Origin of the sequence: Archangium violaceum, assembly GCF_016859125.1 — a bacterium.
Taxonomy (GTDB): Bacteria; Myxococcota; Myxococcia; order Myxococcales; family Myxococcaceae; genus Archangium; species Archangium violaceum_A.
Genome location: NZ_CP069338.1, coordinates 6,386,461 through 6,411,731 on the forward strand (window position 1 = coordinate 6,386,461; position 25,271 = coordinate 6,411,731).

16 protein-coding genes and 1 pseudogene are annotated in these 25,271 nt (G+C 68.5%); 16 read left to right on the top strand and 1 reads right to left on the bottom strand.

Annotated features, from left to right (window positions below; genetic code table 11):
- Positions 1 to 3 precede the first annotated feature (3 nt).
- From JQX13_RS27305 to JQX13_RS27365, 13 genes are all read left to right on the top strand, one after another.
- Positions 4 to 678, top strand: a complete 675-nt coding sequence (locus JQX13_RS27305; RefSeq protein ID WP_203402416.1) for a PilN domain-containing protein — start codon at positions 4 to 6, stop codon at positions 676 to 678.
- A 14-nt stretch (positions 679 to 692) separates the two neighbouring features.
- Positions 693 to 1,310: a type 4a pilus biogenesis protein PilO gene (locus tag JQX13_RS27310; protein ID WP_203402417.1), complete on the top strand. Its 618-nt coding sequence runs from the start codon at positions 693 to 695 to the stop codon at positions 1,308 to 1,310.
- 50 nt (positions 1,311 to 1,360) lie between these two features.
- Positions 1,361 to 1,936: a pilus assembly protein PilP gene (locus JQX13_RS27315; RefSeq protein WP_203402418.1), complete on the top strand. Its 576-nt coding sequence runs from the start codon at positions 1,361 to 1,363 to the stop codon at positions 1,934 to 1,936.
- Positions 1,937 to 2,003: 67 nt separating this feature from the next.
- Positions 2,004 to 4,727: a type IV pilus secretin PilQ gene (pilQ, locus tag JQX13_RS27320; protein ID WP_203402419.1), complete on the top strand. Its 2,724-nt coding sequence runs from the start codon at positions 2,004 to 2,006 to the stop codon at positions 4,725 to 4,727.
- 36 nt (positions 4,728 to 4,763) lie between these two features.
- Positions 4,764 to 5,429, top strand: a complete 666-nt coding sequence (locus JQX13_RS27325; RefSeq protein WP_203402420.1) for a hypothetical protein — start codon at positions 4,764 to 4,766, stop codon at positions 5,427 to 5,429.
- Positions 5,430 to 5,470: 41 nt separating this feature from the next.
- Positions 5,471 to 5,833, top strand: a complete 363-nt coding sequence (locus JQX13_RS27330) for a roadblock/LC7 domain-containing protein (protein ID WP_203402421.1) — start codon at positions 5,471 to 5,473, stop codon at positions 5,831 to 5,833.
- A 104-nt stretch (positions 5,834 to 5,937) separates the two neighbouring features.
- Positions 5,938 to 6,516 carry an elongation factor P gene (gene efp, locus JQX13_RS27335; RefSeq protein WP_203402422.1) on the top strand — a complete coding sequence of 193 codons (579 nt, stop codon included), beginning with the start codon at positions 5,938 to 5,940 and terminating at the stop codon, positions 6,514 to 6,516.
- 32 nt (positions 6,517 to 6,548) lie between these two features.
- The gene (gene accB / locus JQX13_RS27340; protein ID WP_203402423.1) at positions 6,549 to 7,154 is read left to right on the top strand and encodes an acetyl-CoA carboxylase biotin carboxyl carrier protein; all 606 of its coding nucleotides are present in this window, start codon (positions 6,549 to 6,551) and stop codon (positions 7,152 to 7,154) included.
- 40 nt (positions 7,155 to 7,194) lie between these two features.
- The gene (accC, locus tag JQX13_RS27345) at positions 7,195 to 8,580 is read left to right on the top strand and encodes an acetyl-CoA carboxylase biotin carboxylase subunit (protein ID WP_203402424.1); all 1,386 of its coding nucleotides are present in this window, start codon (positions 7,195 to 7,197) and stop codon (positions 8,578 to 8,580) included.
- Positions 8,581 to 8,756: 176 nt separating this feature from the next.
- The gene (locus JQX13_RS27350; RefSeq protein WP_203402425.1) at positions 8,757 to 11,927 is read left to right on the top strand and encodes a tetratricopeptide repeat protein; all 3,171 of its coding nucleotides are present in this window, start codon (positions 8,757 to 8,759) and stop codon (positions 11,925 to 11,927) included.
- A 24-nt stretch (positions 11,928 to 11,951) separates the two neighbouring features.
- A complete protein-coding gene (locus tag JQX13_RS27355) occupies positions 11,952 to 12,893 on the top strand; it encodes an ExeA family protein (protein WP_203402426.1) in 942 nt (313 codons plus the stop codon).
- Between the two features lie 5 nt (positions 12,894 to 12,898).
- Positions 12,899 to 16,834 carry a translocation/assembly module TamB domain-containing protein gene (locus JQX13_RS27360; RefSeq protein WP_203402427.1) on the top strand — a complete coding sequence of 1,312 codons (3,936 nt, stop codon included), beginning with the start codon at positions 12,899 to 12,901 and terminating at the stop codon, positions 16,832 to 16,834.
- A gap of 17 nt (positions 16,835 to 16,851) precedes the next feature.
- Complete coding sequence (locus tag JQX13_RS27365; RefSeq protein WP_239013893.1) at positions 16,852 to 19,917, top strand: POTRA domain-containing protein; 3,066 nt, start codon at positions 16,852 to 16,854, stop codon at positions 19,915 to 19,917.
- A gap of 15 nt (positions 19,918 to 19,932) precedes the next feature.
- Here the strand turns inward: JQX13_RS27365 and JQX13_RS27370 are convergent, their stop codons facing one another.
- Positions 19,933 to 20,673, bottom strand: a complete 741-nt coding sequence (locus JQX13_RS27370) for an expansin EXLX1 family cellulose-binding protein (RefSeq protein ID WP_203402428.1) — start codon at positions 20,671 to 20,673, stop codon at positions 19,933 to 19,935.
- 172 nt (positions 20,674 to 20,845) lie between these two features.
- On the opposite strand from JQX13_RS27370, the gene JQX13_RS27375 reads away from it, so the two are divergent.
- The 3 genes and pseudogenes from JQX13_RS27375 (at position 20,846) to JQX13_RS27385 (ending at position 25,229) form a co-directional block, all read left to right on the top strand.
- Positions 20,846 to 22,183, top strand: coding sequence for a lysophospholipid acyltransferase family protein (locus JQX13_RS27375; protein ID WP_203402429.1), 1,338 nt, complete (start codon positions 20,846 to 20,848; stop codon positions 22,181 to 22,183).
- Between the two features lie 24 nt (positions 22,184 to 22,207).
- A complete protein-coding gene (locus JQX13_RS27380; RefSeq protein ID WP_203402430.1) occupies positions 22,208 to 24,466 on the top strand; it encodes a hypothetical protein in 2,259 nt (752 codons plus the stop codon).
- 201 nt (positions 24,467 to 24,667) lie between these two features.
- Positions 24,668 to 25,229 (top strand): annotated as a pseudogene (locus tag JQX13_RS27385) (imm11 family protein).
- The last annotated feature ends 42 nt before the right edge of the window (positions 25,230 to 25,271 follow it).

The window sequence follows — 25,271 nt, forward strand, 5'->3', positions numbered from 1 at the left end:
CACATGATGATCCGCATCAACCTGTTGCCCGTCCGCAAGAAAGTGCAGCGGGAGATGGGCCGGCAGATCCTGGCCCTCTTCGCGTTGGTGATCCTCGGCGCGGGCGGAGGCAACTTCTTCTGGTACTCCGACCGCAATGACGTGGTGGAAAGGCAGGCCAAGGCCCTGGCCACCACCCGTCAGCGCATCGCCGACCTGGACAAGACCATCGGCGAGGTGAAGAACATCAACACCCGCAAGGCCGAGGTGGAGAAGAAGCTGGCCGTGCTGGACGAGTTGCGCAGGGGCCGTTCCGGTCCCGTGCGCATGCTGGACGCCCTGTCCACCTCGCTGCCGAAGAAGGCCTGGATCAAGACCTTCAACGAGGAGCGTGGCGCCGTGAAGCTGGCGGGTTCGGCCATCAGCCACGATGATGTGGCCGAGCTGATGCGCAACCTCAACGGCATGGTGTGGACGCCCAAGGGGATCGGCCGCCTGGTGGAGCAGCGCCGTGAGGCCAAGACGTCGCGCGTGGAGCTGGTGGCGGCCGAGGCCTCCATCGAGGAGTTCCCGGTGGGCGACATCAAGCCCTTCTTCTCCAACGTGGACCTGAAGAAGACCGAGCAGAAGGGCACCAGGGCGGGTGAACTGTCCACAGTGGACTTCGACATCACCCTCACCGCCAACTACGCCATCTGAGAGGAACCGGCGCGATGGACAAGTACCTCGACAAGATCGTGAAGGCGCCCCCCGCGGTGAAGTTCGGCGGGCTGGCGGCCGTGGTGGTGTTGATGACCGCCGCCAACTTCTTCTTCGTCATCCAGCCGCTGGAGCAGCAGATGGAGACGCAGGTCGCGGCTCAGCGCAAGCTGGACCTGGAGCTGGCGGAGAAGAGTGAGATTGCCCAGAACCTCAACGAGCGCCGGCGCGAGATGGACGTGCTGGAGCAGAAGCTCGCCGAGGCCCTCACCGAGTTGCCCGAGAACAAGGACGTCGAGGAGCTGCTCGCGCAGCTCAACGACATTGGCAAGAAGGCGGGGCTGGAGATCGCCCGCGTGGAGCCCGGCCCGGAGACGGTGGGTGGCAGTGACTTCTTCGCGCGCATCCCCATCAAGATGGTGGTGAGCGGCAACTACCATGAGATCGCGATGTTCCTGCAGGAGGTCTCGACCATGCGGCGCATCGTGAACGTCAACAACATCAAGCTCGATGGGGCCAAGCTGAAGAACGAAAAGGTGATGCTCAACAGCTCGTTCCTGGCCACCACGTTCCGTTTCGTCGCGGCGAAGCCGGCCGAGCCAGGCAAGCCCGGGGCCAAGAAGAAGAAGTAGTCGCGGAAACTTGATCGGTCCTGGAAATGGGGCGACAAGGGGATCAGAGGATGAAGACGTTCCATTCCATGTTCATCTCGGGGGCCTTGGCCCTCTCTTTGGTGGGTTGCGGCGAGGAATCGCGGCCTGCTCGGCCTGCGGCTGCGCCCAAGCGCGCCCAGGCGGAGACCGCCCCCAAGGAGAAGGCCGCGGAGACCCCGGTAGCCTCCGTGTCCACGTACGTCTATAATTACAACCCGGTGGGGAAGCGGGATCCGTTCCGCAGTCCCGTCGAGGACATGGTGCGTGAGGCTCCGCAGGCAGGCCAGCAGATGTCGGCCTGCAACGAGCCGCTGTGCCAGTGGGATATCGACCAGCTCAAGCTGGTGGCGGTGGTGACCGGTGACGCCAACCCGATGGCCATGGTGGAGGACCCGATGGGGCGTGGCCACATCGTGCGTCGCAACACCCGGTTGGGCCGCGCGGGCGGCAAGGTGACGCAGATCCTTCGCGACGAGGTCATCATCACGGAGACGATCACCACGCCGGAGCGGGTGGTCTACAACCCGGTGAAGATGGAGTTGAAGCAAGAGGGCCGGGTGGATCCTGCCTACGACCTGATGACGGGCAAGAACTGGGAGCCGTAGGCACCCGGCGAGCCGGGAACCGGTCGGACGGGTTCCCGTGCCCCATTGCAACTTGTTGAGGGGAAGCATGCTCGAGGTGAGCGTTGTGACGAGGGGCAAGTTGATGAGCGTGGTGGCCGCGTTGATGGTCGCCATCGTGGGTGTCGGGGCCCAGGCCGCCGAGCTCAATACGCTGCGCGACCTGAAGGTCGTGCAGACGGGAGCTGGCGCCCAGGTCGTGGTGACCGGCACACGGGCACCCACCTTCACCGTCTTCCGGCTGAGTGGCCCGGAGCGGCTGGTGGTGGATCTCTCGTCGGCGGACGCCACGGGCATCAAGGGACACCACAACGGACAGGGACCGGTGGCCGGAGTGGTGGCCTCCCAGTTCTCGGATGAGCGCGCCAGCGTGGGCCGGGTGCTGGTGGCCCTGCACCAGGCCGCGCAGTACGACGTGCGCGCCGAGGGTGATCGGGTCATCATCTCCGTGGACGGAGCAGCGGCTTCCACGCCCGCGGCCGAGGCGAAGGCCGCACCCGCGGTCGAGCCGAAGCCGGAGGTGAAGCCCGAGCCCGCCACCGTGGCCAGGGCCGAGCCCGCTCCGGCGGTGGCTCCCGCGCCGCGGCCGGCCGTCGTGGCCGAGCCGCGTGAGAAGAAGCCCGCCGCCGCGCTGCCCGAGAACGTGGTGGCGGCCGAGGCGGACGAGCGCGACGTGGCGCACCCGGCCCGCCGCATCACCGGACTGTCCTTCGCCCGTGGCACGCTGAACATCCGCGCGGATGGCGAGGTCTCCCGCTACGAGGTCCTGGAGCTGGCGGATCCTCCGCGGCTCGCGGTGGACGTGTACGGCGTGGGGCTGGCCGCCCGTGCGCCGCGCGTGCGCTCGGGTCCTCTGAAGGACCTGCGCGTGGGCGCTCACTCGGACAAGGTGCGACTGGTGCTCGACGTTCGCGACGAGATGCCCGCGTACCGCGTGGAGCGCACCGGCAGTGGTCTGGCGGTGGTGCTCGGGGGCAAGGTGGCCCGCAAACCCGCCGCTCCGGTCGATACGCCCGAGAAGGTGGTGGCCGAGAACGCGCCCTTGCGCACCACGCCCGTGGACGCGCGGCCGGCGCCGGTGGACGTCAAGGACGTGACCTTCGACGAGAACGAGTCCGGTGGTCGGGTGAACCTGAAGCTGTCGGGCGCGGTGGCCTGGAAGGTGGAGCGGCCGGATCCCCGCAGCGCGGTGCTGACCCTGGAGAACGCGAAGCTGCCGCGGCGGCTCGAGCGCAGCCTGGACACCAGCGCGCTGGAGACGCCGGTGAAGATGATCAGCGCCTTCTCGGTGCCTGGCGAGGGCAACCGGGTTCGCCTGGTGGTGGCCGCGGATGGCGCCATCGATGAGAACGTGAGCCAGGTGGCGGGTGGCCTGTCCTGGCGGCTCAACGTCAAGGGCGTGAAGACGGAGCAGGTGACCGTCACCCAGCGCACCGCCGGCTTCACCGCCGAGGCGCCCACCTACGCTTCCGAGGGCGCGCCCCAGCAGGCCCGTTACCGCGGCAAGAAGGTGTCCTTCGAGTTCAAGGACATCGACATCCAGAACCTGCTGCGCGTCATCGCGGAGATTTCCAAGAAGAACATCGTGGTCGCCGATGACGTCAGCGGCAAGGTGACCATCCGCCTGCGCAACGTGCCCTGGGATCAGGCGTTGGATTTGATCCTGCGCACCAAGTCGCTGGGCAAGGAGGAGATCGGCAACATCCTCCGCGTGGCCCCGCTGAAGACGCTGGAGGAGGAGGCCAAGCTGCGCCAGGAGCGAAAGAAGTCGCTCATCGCGCAGGAGGAGTTGCTGGTGAACCTCATCCCGGTGAACTACGCGACGGCCGGCGACATGTCCTCCCGCGTGAAGGACGTGCTGAGCGAGCGCGGGTCGGTGACGGTGGACGCGCGGACCAACGTGCTCATCGTCAAGGACGTGCGCGCCAACATCGAGAAGGCCCGGGCGCTGGTACGCAACCTGGACACGCAGACGCCGCAGGTGCTCATCGAGAGCCGCATCGTGGAGGCCAACACCTCGTTCAGCCGCGAACTGGGCGTTCAGTGGGGTGGTCAGGCTTCGGCCGCGCCGGCCACGGGTAATCCCACCGGGCTCATCTTCCCCAACACCGCCGTCGTGACGGGTGGCTCGGCAGGAACCGGTGTCGGTAACGCCGAGAGTCCCAACTACGCCGTCAACCTGCCGGTGGGTGCCGGTCCGGGTCTCGGTGGTGCGCTGGGCTTCGTCTTCGGCTCCGCCGGTGGCGCGCTCACCCTCAACCTGCGTCTGTCCGCGGCGGAGGCCGAGGGTGTGGTGAAGACCATCTCTGCACCCAAGGTGACGACGCTGGACAACAACACCGCGCGTATCAGCCAGGGTGTGTCCATCCCGTTCAGCCAGGTGTCCGCGTCCGGTGCCAACACCACCTTCGTCGAAGCGCGTCTGTCGCTCGAGGTGACGCCGCACATCACCCAGGACGGCAGCATCCTGATGACCATCAACGCGCAGAACAACCAGCCGGATCCGTCCAACACGGGAGCCAACGGCCAGCCCGCCATCCAGCGCAAGGAGGCCAACACCCAGGTGCTGGTGAAGGACGGCGATACCACCGTCATCGGTGGCATCTACGTCCGCCGTGGTAGCAGCCAGAGCAATCAGGTGCCCTTCCTGTCGAAGATTCCGGTGCTGGGTTTTCTGTTCAAGAATCACCGCGAGCGTGATGAGCGCCAGGAGTTGCTCATCTTCATCACGCCGCGAATCCTCAACCGGCAGACGATTGCTCAGTCTCTGTAGCCGGTATCTTTCGAGCCATCGAGGGAGTCGATGTCCATGAAGCGATTGATGGTGGTTGCGGTGCTGGCCATGGCACCCGTGGGCTGTGTGGCCAATCAGGGAGATGCGCCCGTGCGCTTCCTCAATACCCGCGCGCTGGAGGCCAATGATGGCTGCACGGCCGCAGCGGATAGATTCATCACCCGTGGAAGCCTCGACCTGGCCGGCTATGGCAACTACCTGATTGCTCCGAGCGTCGAGACGAATACCGTGAATCAGCCCATCGTCATCGATGGGAAGACGGTTACGAATACCGGGCTCGGTGACATCATCCTGACCGAGTTGGTCTACTCCTATCAGGCGTCGAGGCCGGGTGTGCGGCTGCCTGCGGATGAGGAGGATCGCGTCCCCATCTACGCCGTCTTCCGTCCTGAGACGGACCCCGACGAGAGCTACCTCTTCATGTATACGTTCGGCGCGAAGGCACTCGCGGCGCTGCAGGAGCAGGTGCAGGCCGGTGACGAGTCGGTGACCGTCCTCTCCACGATCTATGCTGAGGGCTATACGAGCAGTGGCCAGAAGGTGAAGAGCAACAAGTTCACCTTCCCCGTCACCGTGTTCGCCACCACGCTCCCTGCCTGTGCTGATGATGAGGTCTACAGCGGGACGTGTGGGATCCCCGGCATGGACGGCCCCATCACCTGCGTGAATCCCGGCTCCTGACTCTTGACCCGCTCTCCTGAGCCTCCTACAAGCCAGCAGCCATGTCCTTCCGCACGCACCTCGAGTCGGTGGTCAACCAGGTAGACGGGGCCCTGGCCTGTAGTGTGATGGGCTTCGACGGCATCGCCGTGGACACCCATCAGAAGGAGGAGGCGGCCGAGCTGGAGCTCAATGGCGCCTGGGTGGAGTACGCCAACCTGCTCGGTCAGCTCCGCCAGGCCGCCGAGGCCCTCAAGACGGGAGAGGTGCAGGAGGTCAGCGTCAACAGCGAGCACGTGCTGACGCTGATGCGCCTCGTCTCCCCGGAATACTTCCTGGTGCTGGCGCTCCGGGCGGACGGTAACTATGGAAAGGGCAGATACGTCCTCCGGGTGACCGCCCCCAAGATCCGCGCTGAGCTGTAGCCTGGACGGCTGACGGCGCAGCGCGCCGCGCCTTTCCACTTTGCAAGGCGCGGCCCCATCGGCTAGACACCCCGGACTTTTCAAGCTGTCCGAAGGAGCCGTTCATGGCCGGTGTGATTGATACGTCCGAGTTCCGCAAGGGCATGAAGATCGAAGTTGACGGTGAGCCGTTCGAGATCGTCGAGTTCCAGCACGTCAAGCCGGGCAAGGGCTCGGCCTTCGTGCGCACGTCCATCCGCAGCCTGCTCTCCGGCCGCGTGCTCCAGCCGACCTTCAAGTCCGGCGACAAGGTGGGCAAGCCCGACATCGAAGAGAAGGACATGCAGTATCTCTACGAGCAGGGCGGCGACTACTACTTCATGGACACCCGGAACTACGAGCAGACGTTCATCAGCGCGGACGTGCTCGGGGAGTCGAAGAACTTCCTCAAGGAGAACGTCAACGCCGCCATCATGTTCTACAACGGCAAGGCCATTGGCGTGACCCTGCCGAACTCGGTGGACCTGAAGGTGACCAAGTGCGATCCCGGCGTGCGTGGCGACACGGTGTCCGGCGCGCTCAAGCCCGCCACGCTGGAGACGGGCTACGTCGTCAACGTGCCGCTCTTCATCAACGAGGGTGACGTCCTCAAGATCGACACGCGCGACGGCAAGTACCTCACGCGCGTGGCCACCGCAGGCTAGTCGCTCCATCGCGCTTCAGGGAGGGGACAGAATTGGCAACCAAGCGCAAGGCAGTTCGAACGCTGTCCGCGCCCGCCGAGGAGGCGGGTAGCGTCCGTGTGGAGGGCAACACCACGTCCCTGGACGTGGATGCGCTCCGGGAGATCGTAAACATCCTCGAGGCCTCCGAGGTGACGCGGCTCGTGTGGCAGCGCGGGGAGGAGCGGCTGTTCATCCGCCGTGGCCCCGTGCCCGCGCCCACCATCGTGCACGCGGCCCCGGTCTCGCCCTCGGTGAGCCCTGCTCCGGTGGTGGCAGCCGCCCCCATGGTGGCGGCTGCTCCTTCCGTGGCGGCTCCGGCGCCGGCCTCCATGGCGGCTCCGGCTCCGGCCTCCGCGGCCGCGGCGGCCGAGAAGCCCGGGCACCTCGTCACCAGCCCGTTCGTGGGGACGTTCTACCGGACGCCCGCCCCGGACCAGCCCGCCTTCGTGGACGTGGGCTCGGTGGTGAAGAAGGGGCAGGTGCTCTGCATCATCGAGGCCATGAAGCTAATGAACGAGATCGAAGCCGACGTGGCGGGTCGCGTGGCGGAGATCCTCGTGGAGAATGGGCAGCCGGTCGAGTTCGGCCAGGCGCTGTTCCGCATCGAGCCGGTCTGACATACGCGGGCGGTCTGACGCCCTGCGGAGGCACGACATCGTGTTCAAGAAGGTGCTGATCGCCAACCGCGGGGAGATTGCCCTGCGGGTCATCCGCGCCTGCCGCGAGCTGGGCATCGCCACCGTGGCGGTGCACTCGACGGCGGACGCCAATGCATTGCACGTGCGGTTCGCCGACGAGTCGGTGTGCATCGGCCCACCGCCCTCCAAGGAGAGCTACCTCAACATCCCGCAGCTGCTCTCCGCGGCGGAGATCACTCGCGCGGACGCCATCCATCCGGGCTACGGCTTCCTCTCGGAGAACTCCGAGTTCGCCAAGGTGTGCCGGGACTGCAAGATCCACTTCATCGGCCCCCGGCCGGAGATGATCTCGCTGATGGGCAACAAGGTCCGGGCGCGCAACGCGGCGCGCGAGGCGGGCCTGCCCCTGCTGCCCGGCAGCATCGGCACGGTGAAGGATCCGAAGGAGGCCGAGGCCTTCGCCAAGGAGATCGGCTTCCCGGTCATCCTCAAGGCGGCGGCCGGTGGTGGCGGCAAGGGCATGAAGATCGTCCGCGAGCCGAACGCGCTGGCGCAGGCCTTCGCCACGGCGGCGGCCGAGGCGGTGGCGTCCTTCGGCAACGGCGACCTCTACATCGAGCGGTACGTGGAGAAGCCGCGCCACATCGAGATCCAGATCGTGGCCGACGAGCACGGGCACATCATCCATCTGGGTGAGCGCGAGTGCTCCGTCCAGCGGCGCCACCAGAAGCTCATCGAGGAGAGCCCCTCGGCGGCGCTCACCCCCGAGCTGCGCCAGCAGATGGGCGAGGTCTCCATCCGCGCGATGGAGAAGCTCGGCTACAACAACGTGGGCACCATCGAGTACCTGCTCGACGAGAACGGGCGCTTCTACTTCATGGAGATGAACACCCGCATCCAGGTGGAGCACCCGGTGACCGAGCTCGTCACCGGCGTCGACCTGGTCCGCGAGCAGATCAAGCTCTCCTCGGGTGAGCCGCTCAAGCGCAAGCAGGAAGACATCCAGATGCGCGGCCACGCCATCGAGTGCCGCGTCAACGCCGAGGACCCCGTCACCTTCGCGCCCTGGCCGGGGAAGATCACCGCCTACAGCGCTCCCGGTGGTTATGGCGTGCGTGTGGATTCCAGTGCGTACGAGAACTACACGGTGCTGCCGTACTACGACAGCCTGCTGGCCAAGCTGATCGTCTACGCGGAGGATCGGCCCACGGCGATCCGCCGCATGCAGCGGGCGCTGGGCGAGTACGTGGTGCAGGGCATCCGCACCAACATCCCGTTCCACCGGGCGGCGCTGGCGGAGGAGTCCTTCGTCGAGGGCAACTACGACACGCGCTTCGTGGAGCGGTTGCTGGCGTCCGAGACGGGCACCCACCGGCTGCGCAAGGCGATCGAGGAAACTCCCTGACGGTTCCTTGCCTGCTCATCGCGCAACCCCCTGATCCCAAAGGGGGTTGTGGCGGGTGGATTCCTTGACCCGCGAGGGATGATTCCGCTAGCCTCGGGCCTCCCTCGTAGTCTCCTTGAAGGAAGCAGAAACCCCAGACTTTCCGGGGGTTTCGCTCGGCAGGAAGCCCACGCTCGATGGACAAGAACAAGATCATCGAAGCCGCCGCCAAGCTCGTCGCGAAGGGCGCCTACGACAAGGCCATCAAGGAATACCAGAAGGTCCTGGAGGTCGATCCCAAGGACGGACGTGTCCTCCAGAAGATGGGGGAGCTGTACCAGAAGAAGAACGACAACGTTCAGGCGGCCCACTACTTCACCAAGGTCGCCGAGGGCTACTCGGCCGACGGCTTCTTCCTGAAGGCCGTTGCCCTCTACAAGCAGGTCCTCAAGCTCAACCCCAACCTGCTGGACGTCAACCTCAAGCTGGCGGAGCTCCATCAGCAGCTCGGACTGATGTCCGAGGCCATGGCGTATTTCCAGATCGTCGCCAACCACTACGAGAAGTCCGGCGACGTCAAGAATTCCCTGGATACGCTCAAGAAGATGGTGGATCTCGACCCCGAGAACGTGGCGTCGAAGATCAAGCTCGCCGAGCTGTACGCGCGCGAGAACCTGACGCGCGAGGCCACCCAGGAGTTCAAGAAGGCCGCCGAGTACCTCAAGCGCAACAACCGGATGGATGACTGGTTCCGGGTGGCCGAGCGCCTCTCCACTCTGGATCCGGACAACGTCGCGCTGGCCAAGGATCTGGCCCAGCAGTACCTGTCACGCGGGGATCAGAAGCGCGCGCTGGCCCGGCTCCAGGTGTGCTTCAAGGCGGACGGGCGCGACGTCGAGACGCTCAACATGCTGGCCCAGGCCTTCCACGGGCTCGGGCAGACGGCCAAGACCATCTCCGTCTACAAGGAGCTGGCCAAGGTCTACCAGGAGCGCGGTCGCAACCAGGACGCGGCCAACATCTGGAACCGTGTCGCCGAGCTGGATCCCTCTGACGCGGATCTGGCGGCGTACAAGGCGGAAGGGGCCAGCGCGGCCCCCGCTCCGGCTCCGGTCCAGGCCCCCGCTCCGGCTCCGGTCCAGGCCCCCACGCCCGCCCCAGCTCCCCAGCCCGCTCCCGTCGCGAAGGCTCCGGTGACCGCGGCTCCGCCCGCTCCGGCTCCTGCTCCGAGCAGCGCCGCGCCCGCTCCGGCGGCTCCAGCCCCGGCCGGCAAGGATCAGTTCTCCAAGCTGCTGACGGAGACGGAAGTCTACGTCAAATACGGCCTGCACGATAAAGCGCTCGAGCACCTGCGGAAGATCTTCGCGGTGGACCCGGAGAACCTCGACGCGCACGAGAAGGCGTACCACATCTACGTCGCCTCCGGGAACGCGGCCCAGGCCGGCGAGCAGCTGCTGAACGTGCTGCGCCTGTGCACGCGCCGCGCGGAGGTGCAGCGCGCCCAGCCGTACCTGGCCACCATCCTCGAGCAGAACCCCGGCCACCCCGAGGTGCCTGCCTTCCTGGCCGTGCTGCAGTCGGATTCGGCGGCGCCGGTCATGGGGGCGCAGGTGGAGACGGTGGGCGAGGACGCCATCCTCGTGGACTCCAACGACGACGAGGTCGTCGTCGCCGACGCGCCCGCGGATGCCCTGGAGCACCCGCCGGGGGACGAACTGGCCCTCGTCTCCGCGAGCAGCGCGGAGGAGGAGGACGGGCAGATCCTCCCCGGCGAGTTCGGCATTCCCGCGGACTCCGACGAGGGGGTGGTGCTCGCGGACGAGCCGGTCGGGGTGGTGTCTGGCGACGAGCCGCTCTTCGGCGCGGGTGACGAGCCCGAGGAGGCCACCACCGTCTTCATGGAGCCCGTGGGCTCGGACGACGACGCCGCGCTGGTGGTCGCCTCCGCCGAGGAGGACGAGCCGCTGCTGGCGGACGCCGGTGCCCCGCTGGCGCTCGGCGACGACGAGCCGTTGCCGACGCAGGTGTCGCAGCCCTCGGCGCAGTTGCTCCAGGACTCCTTCTCGGACGCTTCCTCCTTCCCCGAGCCGGACGACGACCTGCCCACGCGGGTGTCGCCGCTCCCCCTGGAGACGGACCCGTTCGACTCCGTGGAAGAGGGCACCCCGGTGGATACACCGGCGCTCGGTTCCTACGAGCTCGAGGAGCCAGAGCCCGTGCCCGCGCCCGTGGTGGTGGCTCCCAAGGCCACGCCCAAGGCCCCGCCGCAGGCCGCCGCGCCCAAGGCTCAGCCCCAGGCCTCCGCGCCCGTCGCCAAGGCGGCGCCAGCGCCCTCCAAGGCCCAGCCCGCTCCTGTCGCCAAGGCGGCGCCGGCGCCCGCCAAGGCCCAGCCCGCTCCTGTCGCCAAGGCGCCGCCCAAGCCCCAGCCCGCTCCCGTGGTCGAGGAGCCGCAGGAGGAGCCGGCCGGTGAGGAGTGCGACGAGGCCAGCTTCTTCCTGGATCAGGGCCTCCTCGAGGAGGCGCGGGAGATCCTCGAGACGGTGATGATCGCCTTCCCGGGCCATGCGCGCGCGGAAGAGCTGATGGCCCGGCTCGAGACGCTCGAGTCCGGCGGTTCCCCGGAGGCCGAGGAGCCCGAGGAGGAGACCCAGGCGGTTTCCGTGCCCGCGGTCCCCGCCCTGGGCGAGTCCCCCGCCGAGCGCGATGCGTTCGACCTGGCGGCGGAACTGGCCGGCGAGTTCGGCGATCTGGGTGGAGAGCAGCCCGCGGCGTCCGCCGTCGAGGAGGACTTCCAGTACTCGGTCGAGGAGGTCTTCGCCGAGTTCAAGAAGGGCCTCGCCAAGGTGGTCAAGCCCGAGGACGTGGACACCCACTACGACCTGGGCATCGCCTACCGCGAGATGGGCCTCATCGACGACGCGCTCAACGAGTTCTCCGTGGCGCGCGAGGGCTGCATGGGCAAGAAGCGTGAGGTGGACTGCCTCACGATGATCGGCCTGCTGCAGGCCCAGAGGGGTGATGCCGGCGCGGCGGTGGTCACCTTCAAGCAGGCGCTCGCCAGCGAGCACGCCACCGGCGAGGTGGCCAAGGCCATCGGCTTCGAGCTGGCCATGGCTCACGAGGCCGTGGGCGACGCGGGCAAGGCCCTCTACCACTTCCAGCGCGTAGCCGCGCTCGACCCGAAGTTCCGCGAGGTCTCCGGCCACGTGGAGCGACTGGCCGCCACCACGTCCCCGGTGGCGGATCCGCTGCCCAAGGCGGCAACTCATGGGGCTCCTCCCTCGGGGGCCCGAATGCCCGTTCCCGCGGCTCCGGCGGCGCCAGCCCCCGCGAGTGCGGCCAAGCCGCGTAAGGTAGGCTACGTCTAGCGCAGTCCGAGGTTCGCCGAGCCCATGACCACCTACCTCGACTACTTCGAGCTCACCCAGGAGCCCTTCTCCAACGCTCCGGTGAGTCGCTTCTATTACAACTCGGCCCAGCATTCCCAGGCGCTGACCCGGCTCATGCACTCGGTCAGCTACATGAAGGGCCTGTCCATCCTCATCGGTGACATCGGGGCGGGCAAGACGACGCTGGCGCGGCGCATGCTCGACTCGCTGCCCGAGTCCGAGTACGAGGCCGCGCTGCTCGTCATCATCCACTCGGGCATCACCGCCAACTGGCTGCTGCGGCGCATCGCCCTGCAGCTGGGCGTGGAGAACCCGGCCCAGGAGAAGCTGGCCCTCCTGTCCCAGCTCTACCAGCGGCTGCTTCAAATCTACGAGTCCGGCAAGAAGGCCGTCGTCCTCATCGACGAGGCCCAGATGCTGGAGACGCGCGAGCTCATGGAGGAGTTCCGGGGTCTGCTCAACCTGGAGGTCCCCGAGCGCAAGCTCATCTCCTTCGTCTTCTTCGGCCTGCCGGACATCGAGAAGAACCTCAAGCTGGACCCGCCACTCGCCCAGCGCGTGGCGCTCCGCTACAAGCTGGAGCCCTTCACCTCCGAGTCCACCGAGGCCTACATCAAGCACCGCCTGCGGTTGGCCGGCTCCCCGCGCCTGCCCTTCACCGCCGAGGCCCTGGTGGCCGTCCACCAGCGCTCGGGCGGCACCCCGCGCGTCATCAACAGCATCTGCGACAACGCCCTCTTCGAGGCCTTCCTGGCTCGTGAGCAGCTCATCGGCGACAAGCTCATCCATCGCATCGCCGACAATCTGGGGTTGCAGGGCTCGACGCAGCCGGAGAGCCAACAGAAGCCCGCCCTGGCGGCCAATGGGAGCAGTCGGGCAGGCGGCAGTGCGAAGGTGGACCTCGCGGAGATCGATCGCTACCTCGAGGGACTGGGTAAGCTGTAGCGGTTTTGGTCCCAAGGAACAGGCAGCCGGGTGCACGCAAGGCGCCCCTATGGCTCATCGTCCTCGTGCTCGTGCTGGGGACGGTGCTGTTCCTTCGTACGCGCATCGCCTGGGACGGGCTGTGCACACAGGCGCGGCGCCAGTTGCCCACGCTGCTCGGGGTGGAGGTGGGCATCGGGCGGTGTGAGGTGGATCCGCTCGGCCAGCGGCTCATCCTCCGCGGCGTGTCCGTCTTCGAGAAGGGCGCGGATACGCCCCTGCTCGCCGCGGACCTGGCCGAGGTGCAGCTCGGTCTGCCCAACCCGTTCTCGGGTCAGCTCGCCATCGACTTCGTGCAGGTGAACCGGCCGCGGCTCGCGTTGGACCTGTCTCGTCCCCGCGGTACTTCCAAGGAAGAGCCGGGGGTGTGCCCGCTCAAGCCCTTGCGGCGGCTGCGCCTGTCCCGGCTGGCCATCACCGGCGCGGAGGTGCGGCTGGTGCTGCCCGAGGGCCGGCAGGTGGAGGTGTCCGAGCTGGACGTGAGCCTGCGCGAGCGCTGGGGCGAGGAGGAGTTCGAGGTGGAGGCCCGGCGCGGCCTGGTGCGGCTGGGCCCCGGACAGGAGCTCGCCCTGGGACGGCTGGCGCTCTCGGGTGGGCTGGACGTGGAGGAGGAGTTGCTGGAGGTGGACCGCGCCGAGGTGGCGCTGGATGACGTGACGGTGAATATCTCCGGCCGCGTGGAGCAGCTCTGCGAGCCGGTGCTCGCGCTGGACGCCCAGGTGTTCCTGCCGTTGCGCACGCTGTCTCGCGCGGGGCTGCTGCCCAAGCCGGCCCAGGGGCACCTCTGGACGCGCCTCACGATGAATGGCCGCCCGGCGGCGCCCAGCGTGTCCGTGGAGCTGTCGGGCAGCGGGCTCGCCTACGACAAGTTCGCCCCGGGCTCGTTCACGGCGCGGCTGGCCTACGCTGGCGACCAGGTGACGGTGGAGGAGCTCACCCTCCCCATCGGCTCGGGAGACGCGCGCATCACGGGCTCCTTCTCGCTCCGTCCGGGGCTGCCGGTGGACGTGGACGTGGAGACCCATGACGCCTCGTTCGGGCGCATCCTGGAGAAGGCGGGGCTGGCTGGCTCCTGGGTGGACTTCCCGGCCTCGGCGAAGGTCCACCTGTCCGGCACGTTGTTGCCCCGGCCCAACCTGTCGGGCGACCTGGACCTGCGCCACGGCCGCTTCATGCTGGCCTCGCGCGCCTTCGACGCGCCCGTGGACACCGGCAGCACCCTGCTCACCTACGAGCGGGGCCACGTGCGCACCCACGTGTCGCTGCTGGGGGATCGCGTCAACTTCACCGATATCCAGATCGAATCGGGCCGCTCGCGCATCGGCGGCGAGGTGACGCTCTTCTACGACTCGCAGAAGGGTCTGCTGGTGAATGCCCACGGCGACGTGGACCTGTCCGACTTCGGCCACATCGCGGGGCTCGAGTGGTCCGGGCGCGGCTCGACGAGCACCTTCATCGAAGGGCCGTATTCGGACGTGAAGATCGGCGCGAACGTGTCGCTGCGCGACTTCGAGTTCTGGGACTTCGATCTGGGCGTGGTGCAGGGCAAGGTGACGTACGCGGACAAGGTGCTGGGCTTCCCCACGCTCTCGGGGCAGAAGGGGCGCACCCAGTACTTCGGGACCGCGGCGCTCACCTTCGGGCGCTCGCTGCACGCGCGGGCCGAGGTGGTGGTGCCGCGGGGCCGCACCGAGGATCTGATCGACATCATCGCCCCGCTGAGCTCCACCCTCTCCGTCGTGCAGGGGCCGGTGCAGGGCGAGGTGTCGGGCCGGGTGGAGATCGACAGCCCGGTGGATCAATTCGAGGGGCTGGTGGCGCTCGACTTCAAGGACACCACGTACTACGGGCGGCGCATGGGCGACGGCTCGGCCCGGCTGCGCTTCGAGGACGGCAAGGCCATGGTGCTGGAGCGCACCGTGCTCGAGGGCCCGCTGGGTCTCACCTGGGTGGAGGGCAGCTTCTTCTTCTCCGGGCCCAAGGAGGGCGCCCTGGACTACCGCTTCGGAGGCGAGAACCTGTCCCTGGCGGAGATGCTGGGCCCGGAGTCGGCGAAGCGCCTGGGCGTGCAGGGCCTGCTGGCCCTGGAGGGCGCGGTGTCGGGCAACACGGACGTGCCGGTGACGACGGCGCGGGTGTGGGGCCCACAGGTGACGTTCGCCGACCGCAACCTGGGCAACATGGGGCTCGAGGCGCGTCTGGAAGGGCGCGAGCTGCAGGTGGCCGGCCGCCCCTCGCGCGACACGAGCGGCATCCTGTGGATGCGCGTGAAGGAGCCATACCCCTTCGACGCGGCGGTGACGCTGGAGCTGCCGGAGATCCGCCCGCTGCTGCCCGCCAACGACTTCACCAAGGAGCTGTCCGGCTCGGTGAAGGCGGTGGTGCGGGCGCAGGGCGCGCTGAAGAACGCGCAGGCCATCCAGATGAACGCCACGGTGGAGCGGCTCACCCTCTCGCGAGGAGAGCTCTCCGGCGCCAACGATGGGCCCATCTCGCTGAGCTACGCGAACGGACGGCTGGACGTGCCCTCCTTCACCTTCCGAGGGCCGGACACCGAGCTGTCCGCGGCCGGGTGGGTGGGGTTCGAGAAGATGGAGCTGCTGCTGCGCGGCACCATGGACCTGAGCCTGCTCGAGTCCCTCTCACCGATGCTGGTGCGCACCGACGGTCGCGTGGAGCTCAACGCCGTGGCGGGTGGCAGCCCGCGCAACCCGTCCCTGGCGGGGACGGCCCGTATCTTCGACGCGAAGCTGTCCCTGCGCGACCAGCCCCTGTCGGCACGGGAGGTGTCCGGACGGGTGGAGTTCACCGCGCAGCACATCCTCCTGGAGTCCCTGGAGGGCCTGCTCAACGAGGGCCGCATGCAGGCCAGCGGCGAGGTGCACCTGGTCGACTTCCGTCCTTCGGACGTGAGCCTGAACCTCTCCCTCACCGACGTGGCCATGCGCTTCCACGAGGACCTGCCCTTCAACACCACGGGGCAGTTGTGGCTCACCGGCAACCCGGACGCGCTGCGCCTGGGCGGCGCCCTGGACATCCGCAACCTGCGCTACCGCCGCGGCCTGGAGCTGGACGACATCCTCAAGCGGCTCGCCCGGCGCACCGTGCTGCCCACGCCCACGGAGAAGCCCCGCGAGTACCTCACCTTCGACGTCGGCATGCACCTGGGTGACGTGCGCGTGGACAACAACCTGGCCCGCGCGCGGCTGCTCGGGTCGTTGCGGCTCACCGGCACCAACGTCCGCCCGGGCGTCCTCGGCACCGTGGAGACCGACGAGGGCAGTCAGGCCTTCTTCCGCAACAACCAGTTCACCATCAACCGCGGGCAGATCGAATTCCAGGATCGTTACGGCATCGACCCCGTGTTCGACCTGCGCGCCCAGGCCCAGGTGCGTGAATACCAGGTGAAACTGCATGCCTTCGGTCGCCCGGCTGCTCCCCAGGTGCTCCTCACCTCGGAGCCGGGCCTGCCCGAGGGGGACGTCATCTCCCTTCTCACCCTGGGACTGACGAGCACGGACAGGGAGACGGCGGCCTCGGCCAGCGTGGGTCTGGCCGCGGAGGCCTTCTTCAACATGTCCGGGTTGGATCGGCAGGTGCAGCGCTTCCTACCCAACAACCCGGTCCTCAAGGACCTGTCCCTGCAGATCTCCACCACCTACAACGACGCCACCCAGCAGGCGGAACCAACTGCCCGGTTGGAGTCGAAGTTCCTCACGGAGCAGCTTAAGATTGGAGTGACGCAACCCGTCAGCGGGCGCGGAACACGCGCGCGTGCCGAGTACCATTTCGACAACCGCCTTTCCGCGCAGCTTCAGTGGGACAACGAGCGTACCGAGAACACCTTCGGCAACCTGGGAAATCTTGGACTCGAGCTCAAGTTGAGCTGGGAGTCCAAGTAGCGCTGGCGCTCGTCCTGGTGCTGGCGTGCCCGGTGATGGCGCAGCCGGTGGTGCCGGTGCCCGGTGTCCCCGTACCGCCCTCCGGCCCGACGGTGGTGGCGGTGGAGCTGCACCTGCCCGAGGACATGGAAGCGGCGGGGCTGGCGGAGCTGGTGGCGGTGCGCAAGGGCCAGACGCTGTCGGCCCGCGCGGTGCGGCGCTCGGTGGAGCGGCTGTGGGCCAGCGAGCGCTTCAGCGACATCGTGGTGCGCACCGTGGAGGACCAGGACGGCGTACGCGTGGTGTTCGAGCTCACGCCCATGCTGCCCGTCATGCGCATCGACGTGGAGGGCAACGTCGTCCTGAGTGACGAGGTACTGCTGGAGGTGCTGAGCAGGAGGGGCATCGCCGTGGGCCAGCGGCTCGAGGAGGAGGCGCTCCAGGCGGCCCATGCGGGGCTGTCCCAGGCCTACGGGCGCCAGGGCTACAACGACGCGCGCATCCAGCTCACACGCGAGCCGATTCCCGGAGGCGTGGCGCTGGCCTTCACCATCTTCGAGGGCAAACCCACGCAGCTGGCGGCCGTTTCGGTGACGGGCAGTCCCGGGTTGCCGTTGTCCGAGCTGCTCGCCACGCTGGGCCTGCGGGTGGGCGGGGTGCTGGACCGTGGAGGCCTGGACTCGGGCCTGGAGCGGCTGCGGACGCTGCTGCGCGAGCGCGGCTACTTTCGCGCCAACGTGGGCGTGCCCCTGCTCGAGAAGGAGGGCGAGGCGGCGACGGTGGTGGTGCCCATCTCCGCCGGGCCGCGCTTCACCTTCCACTTCCACGGCAACCACCACTTCGCGGACACGCTGCTCGCGCGCGTGCTCTCCTACGACGGACAGGATCCACTGGACGCCTCGACGGTGGCCCGGCTGGTCCGGCAGTTGGAGTCCTTCTACCGCTACCGGGGCTTCAACGACGTCCACGTGGAGCCGCGTGAGGTGCACCGCCCGGACGGAGAGGAGGCGGTGCTCGCCTTCGACATCGAGGAGGGCCGTCCGCTGCGCGTGCGCCGGGTCATCTTCCGGGGCAACACGCTGCTCTCCAACGAGACGCTGCGCGAGATGCTCACCGAGCGCATCCGCGCCAACGAGCCCCAGCCGGGTTCGCCGGCGCGCCTGCGCGAGGTGCTGGAGATGGGGCCCGGCAACCGCCGCATGGGTCCACCCGAGTGGGTGCACGAGCCGGCCACCATCTTCGTCGAGGAGGCCTACCGGGACGCCGCGGAGCTGATGACGGAGGCCTACCGCGAGCGGGGGTTCCTGGAGGCCCAGGTGCGCTTCACCCGGCTGCGGGTGAACGTGGCCCGGGGCACGGCGGTGGCGTGGTTCGACGTGCACGAGGGCACGCAGCTGCGCGTGGCCGAGGTACGCGTCGAGGGTGGACCCCAGGGCTTCGATGGGCACGCGCTGGTGCCGGTGACGCCGGGTGAGCCGCTGAGCCTCGACGCGGTGGAGCGCGGGCGGCAGGCGCTCGTCACGGGGCTGGGCCGCCTGGGCTACCTCTTCGCCCGCGTGGATGCGGCGCCGACGCCGGGGAGCAAGGGCGTGAGCGTCCTCTACCGGCTGGAGCCGGGACAGCGGGTGACGGTGGGCCGCATCCTCGTGCGGGGGACGGCGCGCACCGACGAAGAGGTGGTTCGGGCCAATGTGCGCCTCAAGGAAGACGAGGTGGTGGATCCGGAGAAGCTCTTCGAGAGCCAGCGCCGGCTCGCGCTCCTCAACCTCTTCCGGCAGGTGACGGTGCGGCTGGAGAAGCCGGACGTGCCGGAGGCCAGCAAGGACGTCGTGGTGGAGGTTCGCGAGCGCCCTCGTTGGGAGGGGGAGATCGCGGGCGGGTACTTCCTGTCGGAAGGTCCACGCCTGGTGGTGGACGCGACGCGGACGAACGTGGACGGGCGTGGCCTCAACCTGTCGGGCCGGTTGAAGCTCAACTACGTGGGGTTGAGTACGCAGGGCATCGACAGGGCGGAGTTCGCCCGGGTCCGCTGCGAGACCCTGCCGGAGGAGTGCGTCCAGCCCGCTCCGTATGACTGGGTGCGCGACTTCGACGGGCGTGCCGTGCTGTCGGCGGTGCAACCGCGGCTCTATGGGTTGCTGCCGCTGGAGGTGGGCGCGCGTCTGGATCTGATCGCCGAGCGCGTGCACCGGCCCTCGTACCTGTCCTCCCGGGTCGCGGCGGTGACGGGCCTGGACTGGTCGGCCATGCGCTGGTTGAACCTCGCGTTGCAGTACGAGCTGGAGGGCAACCTGCTGCAGTCGGGAGACCGGGTGCTCATCAGTCCGAACCGCGCGGACCAGGAGCGGCTGCGCTTCCCCTACGGCTTCTTCATCCTGCACTCGGTGCGCTCGTCGGCGACGGTGGACCTGCGCGATGACCCGGCCAACCCGCACAAGGGCCTGCTGGTGTCCACCAGCGCCGAGTGGATGGGGGACCTGAGCTCGTACGAGACCACCCGCACGGGTGAGCCGCTGGAGGCGCTGCCCATCAACGGCGTGAAGATCTCCGGCAACGTGAGCGTGTACGCGCCGCTGACGTCGGGAGCGGTGCTGGCGCTGTCGCTGCGCGGTGGCACGATCGTGTCACTGGAGAAGGACGCGCGGGTCATCGGCTCCAAGCGCTTCTTCCTGGGCGGCTCCAGCAGCCTGCGCGGTTTCCGTGAGGACGGCATCCTCAGCGAGGATCAGCGCACCGCGCTGCGGCGCCAGGTGGCCGACTGCCGCTCGCTCATCCACCCGGCGGGTTGCAGCTTGGAGCAACTGACCATCCTGGGAGGCCAGGCGCCCGTGAGCGAAGGTGGCGAGCTCTTCACCCTCGGGAAGGCGGAGCTGCGCATCCCGGTGCAGTCCTCGTTCAACCTGGGCCTCTTCCTGGAGGCGGGCAATCTCTGGTTGGACCGGACGAACCTCGACTTCAGCGCGCTCCGCTACTCGACGGGCATGGGCTTCCGCTACGTGACGCCGGTGGGCCCGCTGGCCTTCGACGTGGGCATCAACCTGGACCCGGACGAGACGCTCAACGAGCCCCTCTGGCAGCTCCACTTCAGCATCGGCACGTTCTGAGCCAGCGGGCGCGGACTACGGCGTGAACTGGGCCTTGCCGGCGAACGTCTGTTCCGCCCGGACGCCCGGCAGGGTGTCCTCGAGCACCTGCCCGTTCGAGGCCGTCACCCGGACCTTGATGGAACCCGAGCCCATTCCGGTGGGCTGGACGAAGTAGTTGTAGCTCAGGCGCGGGACCGACACCCACTTGCCCTCGGGGTTCAACCACTCCAGCTTCTGGATGGGCAGGGCGTGGTTGCGCACCTGGATGGCGGTCCACCACGGGTTGCTGCCATCCTTGAAGCGGTAGCGGATGGGGCCCGTCACGGGGCACGAGACATAGCGCCAGCGCACGTTCACGCGGCCATCGATGGGGTTGGCGATCTTCGCGAAGGCCTCGCGGCTGAGGTCGAGGTGGCCCGCCGCGCAGCCGGGGCAGAGATCCACGATTCGCACCTGCACCGTGCCCAGCGGCCCCTGCACCTCGGCACACGAGCCACACGCCCCGCTGCCCGCGTAGTCGGGCTCACCGATGGCGGCGACGTTCAGGTCCTCCGGGCTCGCATCGAAGCTGCAGGCCCCCGCGCCGGTCGCGTCGTAGAAGGTGATGATGCCGCTCCTGAAGTTACCGATTGGCGTCGAGGCCAGCGCTTCCCCGGTGTGGCCGGACCTGTCTTCCGTCTTCGGCTCGACGCGTGACTCGGGCCCGCAGGCCGCCAGGGACAGCAGCAGGACGACGACGGACGAGCGTGCGAGGGCGTGAGGGGTTCTGGGCATGCGGTGTGCTCCGGGAGAGGAGGTTGTCGAAGCGCGGGAACACCCGGGGCGCGTTCGATACTCCGTTCCCGTGCCATGCCCGCGACCGAGCAGGCGTCTGTGGAGAGATGCTCGGCTCCGGCCCTGGCCGGGGGCGGGTCCGTCCGCGCCCCGCCCGGTGTACACTGCACGTGTGTTCTACAGCTTCGTACGTGCGGTCGTGGCCCTGGCGCTTCGGCTCTTCTACCGGGTGAAGGTGAATGCTCCCTCGGCCGAGCCCGAGGGCCCGGTCATGTTCGTGGGCAACCACCCCAATGGGCTCATCGACCCCGCGCTCGTCTTCATCCTCACGCGCCGGCACGTGACGTTCCTGGCCAAGGAGCCCCTCTTCCGCCTTCCGATCATCGGCTGGCTGCTCAGGGGACTGGGCGCGCTGCCCGTGTACCGCAAGCAGGACGATCCCTCGCAGATGGGCAAGAACGAGGGGACACTGGACGCGGCGCGCGGGGCGCTGGTGCGGGGCAGGGCCATCACCCTCTTCCCCGAGGGGAAGAGCCACTCGGAGCCCTCGCTGGCGGAGCTGAAGACGGGGGCGGCGCGCATCGCGCTCGGGGCGGCGAAGCAGGGGGCGGCGGTGCGCATCGTGCCCGTGGGCCTCACGTACGCGGACAAGCACCTGTTCCGCAGCGAGGTGCTCATCGAGATGGGCGTGCCCATCGAGGTGAAGGACTTCCTCCCGGCGGACGCGGCGGGTGAGGTCGATTCGGTGCGCAAGCTCACCGAGCACATCGCTGGCGGGCTCCGCTCCGTCACCCTCAACCTGGAGCAGTGGGAGGACCTGCCGCTCATCCAGATGGCCGAGCGGCTCTACGCGTTCCGTCAGAAGGAAGCGATGGACCCCGAGCGGCTGCGGCACTGGGCGCGGGGGCTCCAGCTCTTCCGCTCCGAGCAGCCCGAGCGCTTCGAGCGGATGCGCGGAGACCTGATGTCCTTCCACCGCCGGTTGGAGCTGGTGCGGGCGGACCCCACGGACCTGGCGCTGACGTACCAGGCGGGCCCGGTGACGCGGTTCGTGCTGAAGAACCTGGCGCTGCTCGTGTTCGGGCTGCCGCTGTTCGCCCTGGGGCTCGGGCTGTTCTACGTGCCGTACCTCTTCCCGAGGTGGATGAGCCGCAAGGCCGAGCTGGATGTGCAGGCGACGGTGAAGTTCCTCGCGGCGCTGGTGGTGTCGGTGGCGTGGTGGGGAGTGCTGACGGTGGGGGCGTGGCTGTGGCGCGGGCCGGCGCTGGGCCTGCCGGTGCTGCTGGCGGTGCCGCCGCTGTCTCTCTTCACCCTGTACTTCTCCGAGCGCTGGTGGGTGGTGCTTCGGGACGTGTCCGTGTTCTTCACGCTGGGCAGCCGCGCGAGGCTCAAGGCCCGGCTGCTCGAGGAGGGCGAGCGTCTGGCGGCGGAGGTGGACCAGCTGGCCGGGGAGTACCGTCCCCGCCTCGAACAGCCCATTGCGCCGTTAGCTGTGGTAGCAGGGCGCTGAGAGACAGCAGGCACCGACCGCGACATGCTTCCCGGCAACGACAAGTGGCCTGAGTCCATCCAGGCGCTCTACGAGCAGGTGGCGGGCTCCGCCCCCGAGGCCGTGCTGTCGTCGCGTCCCCAGTGGTCGGAGCAGCTCGCCGAGTGGGTGCGCAACGCCACCCTGGACGAGCGCGAGATGGCGCAGTCCGCCGCCTGGTCCCGGCTGGACACCGGCTCCCGCTCTCCCGGCGAGCTGCTGTTCCTGCTGGTCCACTGCGGCGAGCTGCTGTGGCCCTACTCGGAGGCGCCGAGGGAGCTGCTCCAGCGGCTCATCACCCGGCAGGCGCAGCTCGTCCAGGCGCTGAAGGACGGAGGCCAGGACGAGGCCGTGGCGCCGCTCGTGCGCCAGGTGGAGGCCGAGCTCGCCAAGGTCGTCTCCCGCTACCTCAAGCGCCACCCCGAGGAGCTGGTGACGCTGGTGAGCGGCGTGCGCTGCACGTTCGACGGCAAGGTGCTCCGCTTCAACGACACCGTGGAGGTGGACCTGAAGGTCCTCCTGGGCTCGGAGCGGCGGGTCATCGGGCGGTTGGATCAGCTCCGGGCGCTGCTGCCGTACCTGCGCGAGGGCCGCGACAAGCTGGTGGCCTTCATCCGGGAGCGGGCGGCGAAGATTCCCTGGCGCGAGTGCCGCGACATCCTCGAGGAGAAGCTCTTCCAGCTGGTGGCCGCTCCCGAGAGCCGGGGTGAGCTGCGCGGTTTCCTGGGCAGCTATGCGCAAGGCAAGGGGGAGGCGCGGTGGTGCACCCGGGCGAGCCTGCTGCTCGCCAGGAACCTCGAAGAGGGAGGACCGTTGGCCGTCATCGAGAACCTCAGTGAGCTGCTGGCGTACTTCGAGGCGCCCGTGGAGGGGCTGCGAGGCGCCCTGCAGGCGCTGGTGGCCAGCATCCACGAGGACAAGGAGCTCGCGCGGCACCGGCTCGTGGCGGACAAGTGCTGGGAGCACCTCGAGCCCAAGAAGGAGCCGGGCCTGGCGCTCGTGCTGCTGTGGCTGGAGGAGCGCATCTTCCGGGTGGCGCTGCGCCAGGGCGTGGAGGATTCCTTCGAGCGCCGCAACCGGGCGCGCGAGCGGGTACGCGAGTTGCCGGTGGCGGAGGCGCTGTACTGGCTGTCCGAGGAGTGCGTGGACCTGTGGCCCCGCTTCGAGTCGGAGCGCCGGCCCGGAGCGGACGACTTGTCCGCGTGGAGGCAGGAGGTCGTCCGCCGCTTCGTGAAGAAGCCGGTGCTGCGCAAGGCGGCCATCGAGTTCTTCCTGTGGTGCGCGCCGGACGCGGCGGCCTCCGAGGCCGAGCTGGTGACGCTGTCGTTGGTGAAGACGTCCACGGACCGGCGGCTCCTGCGGCGGCTGGGTGAGCACCCCTCCACGCGCGTGCGCTTCCGCGTGAGGGCCATCAATGCGTGGCTCGCCGCCGGGCCCGAGTCCGCACCGGAGCCACAGACACCGGCGACGCTGACGGGGGCACTGCGTCACCTGCGCGCCTCGGGGGCGATGACGCTCGGTGGGGGCAGGACGTGGCTGCGGGACCGGGATCTCGAGGAACTGCTCCTGGGGGCGTTCAGCCGCGTGGAGCGGGACTTCTCCGCGCGCTACCCGGAGCACTTCCGCGAGGACGAGGCGCGCCTGGTGACCCGGCTGCTCGAGGATCTGAAGCACGAGTTCGAGAGCATCCGCTCGGACCTGTCGATCCTGCTTTCGCAGGGGCAGCCCGTGCCGCTGGAGCTGGACCTCCAGTACCGGAGAACGCGTGCGCCCGTGGAGGGCGAGTCCGCCCCGGAGGGACTGAGGCCCGGAGGCGTGGAGCTGGCCTTCGTGCTGAAGGTCGAGGTGGAGTCGTTCCTCACGACGAAGCGTGCGGTGCTGGTGCAGGCGACGAAGCTGGAGCGGCGAGGGGAAGGGCAGTGGGCGCCAAACATCCGGCTGGCACGGGAGCAGGTGGACGGGCTGCTCGGGCAGAGCGAGTCCTCTTTCTGCCTGTTCCTGGTGCCGCCCTCGCTGCGGGCCGAGTGCTGGATGGTGCCGGCGCGGATGGTGCGAGGCCTGATGGAGGCACAGGGCTCGCTGTCGACGGTGTCACGCGAGGGAGCACAGCGGGTGGCGCGCTCGCTGGCGCAGTGGATGACCTACGATCTGCTGGGCCTGTGGACCGGAGATGACCGGCCCGCCGTGCTGGAGCGGGCCGAGGGGAACCCGGAGCGGGGCCCGGACTTCATCGTGGAGATCTCCGTCCGCAAGACCGGGCGGTGACGCGCTACGACTTGGTGGAGCGTCCGACGAGGGGAACTTGTCCCCGCGGCAGCGAGTGTCCAACCGGAGTCTGGCCCCGGTGGCACTCCGCCCCACGTGCGGGAGCCCAATCGCTCACACTCGCCAATCCGATACTTGGGCAGCAGCTCCGCGCGGCAGCCCACGAGCCAGAATGCAGGGGCGACGCTAGAACTTCCCCATATGGCCCAGCGCTTCTTCAAGCTCTCCGACGACGTCTATGTCCCTCACCGCTGGCATCTGAATACCCCCATTGATGGCCAGGGCAACAAGGTGCACGACTGGGACTTCAAGAGAGGAACGCCCGTGCACCTGGTGGGACGGTTGAGGATCCCCATTCAGGTTGCAGGCAGGCCGCTGGACTTCTCCGAGGCGGGATTGAGCATCCCTGTCGTCCACGTCAAGGTGGCCCCCATGCTGTCGGAGCGGGCCCCGGTGATGTGAGCTCATTCCCGCGGATATCGAAGGCCAACCGGATCAGTACCTCGTCCTCGTGGCAACTCGTCTCATCCGCTGCATCGACGAGAAATCCTCCAAGGTGCAGTTCTGGCGACCCGAGGATGGCCTTCCCGAGAAGGTGGGTCAGTACTGGGCCGTAGATGACATGCGCATTGACAAGGCGAAGGTGGGGAGCGCCAAGGTGTTCCGTCCCGAGGGATGGGAGGTCGTCCTTATCGCCTCCGAGGAGATCAAGGACGCTTTACAGCGCATGGGCGCTACCGGCACGAGATTCGAGGAGGTTTAGTCGTGCTCCGGGAGCATTTCGTCGTCGCCGATGAGCAGGGCC